Raw genomic sequence first — 1,485 nt, forward strand, 5'->3', positions numbered from 1 at the left:
TGAAGTTAACCCCCAGAATTGGACAAAGATTCCAATTCGGGGGTTTTCTTATGTCTAAATATTTACAAAAAACAAAATTAGAAGCAGTAGATTTGTATCAAAGAGGATTTAGTACAAAAGAAATTCAAGAGAAATTACATATCACATCACATAGATCTATTGATGGTTGGATCAATAATTATCAACAGTATGGTAACAGAGGCCTGGAAAAAAGCTTTTCTAAGACAAGATATAGTGGTCAATTTAAATTAGAAGTCTTAAACTGGAGAAAAGAACATAGTGCCAGCTATCAAATTACTGCCAATCATTTTAATATTAAACAACATTCCACTATTGCGAATTGGCAAAGAAAATTAAATGAAGGCGGTGTTGATGCTTTATTTATTAAGCAAGGACGACCATTAATGCATAAAAAGAAAATTAAAGCGAAGAAGCATAAATATACTTCTCAAGAGTTAACTGAACTTGAACGTCTACGTTTAGAGAATCGTGCATTACATGTAGAAAATGAATATCTAAAAAAACTAGATGCCTTAGTTCAGAAACGCGGACATCGGACGAAGAAAGATCTATAGTTAATGAACTAAGGCAAGAATTTGGCTTTAAATTAAAAGAAATATTACCCTACACAAGTTTGTCTAAAAGTACATTCGAGTACCATCCTCATCCAAAAAAGAAGCTGATCAGTGATAAAGCACTTGTTTCAATTATCAAAATGATAAAGAAGCATCATGCCAGTTATGGATACTGGCCTGTAACTGATACTCTGAGGATGACTTATCACCTAATGGTTAATCATAAACGTGTTCAACGCTTAATGCGTGAGAACAATTTAGGAGCTAATAAATATAATCTGAGAGCCGGTAAATATGATTCTTCAAAGGGTCCACAAAATAAGAAAGCTAAGAATCGGTTCCATCAAAAGTTTAAGACTGATAGACCATATCAAAAGGTCGTAACTGATATTAGTGAATTTAGATATGGGAACATGACTATCCGTGATCGTGTATATTTATCGCCATTTAAGGACTTATTCAGCGGTGAAATTATTAGTTATACGATCACCGATCGTCCATTAACAAGATATGTTCTAGAAGGATTAGAGGGAGTGTTTACTGCAAGACCCAAGCTATTAAATTATCGAATGACAATCCATAGTGATCAAGGAATTCAATATCAATCTAATCCATATCGACATGCTTTACGAAAACATAAAGTATTTCAAAGCATGTCACGAAGAGCTACATGTCATGATAATGCAGCTATGGAAAGTTTCTTTCACATTATGAAAGTTGAAATGAATTATTTTACACATCACTTTGATACTAAGAAACAATTGGTTAAGGCGATGAAAGAATGGATAAGTTATTACAATGAAGATAGAATTCGGCACAAACTAAAAGGCTTAACTCCGATTCAATATCGGAATCAAGCCTTAAGTAAAACGATATAAAACTAACGTCCAGTTTTAGGGGTTAGCTTCAA

2 protein-coding genes are annotated in these 1,485 nt (G+C 33.2%); both read left to right on the forward strand.

Annotated features, from left to right (window positions below; genetic code table 11):
- Positions 1 to 575, forward strand: a 575-nt coding sequence (locus tag H3R29_RS09075; protein ID WP_232352268.1) for a helix-turn-helix domain-containing protein, incomplete at its 5' end; no start/stop codon positions are given.
- Positions 572 to 1,453, forward strand: coding sequence for an IS3 family transposase (locus H3R29_RS09080; protein ID WP_258328326.1), 882 nt, complete (start codon positions 572 to 574; stop codon positions 1,451 to 1,453). The genes H3R29_RS09075 and H3R29_RS09080, both read left to right, overlap by 4 nt.
- Positions 1,454 to 1,485 lie beyond the last annotated feature (32 nt).

Origin of the sequence: Lactobacillus sp. M0393 (assembly GCF_016102025.1) — a bacterium.
In the GTDB taxonomy this organism is placed as follows: Bacteria; Bacillota; Bacilli; order Lactobacillales; family Lactobacillaceae; genus Lactobacillus; species Lactobacillus melliventris.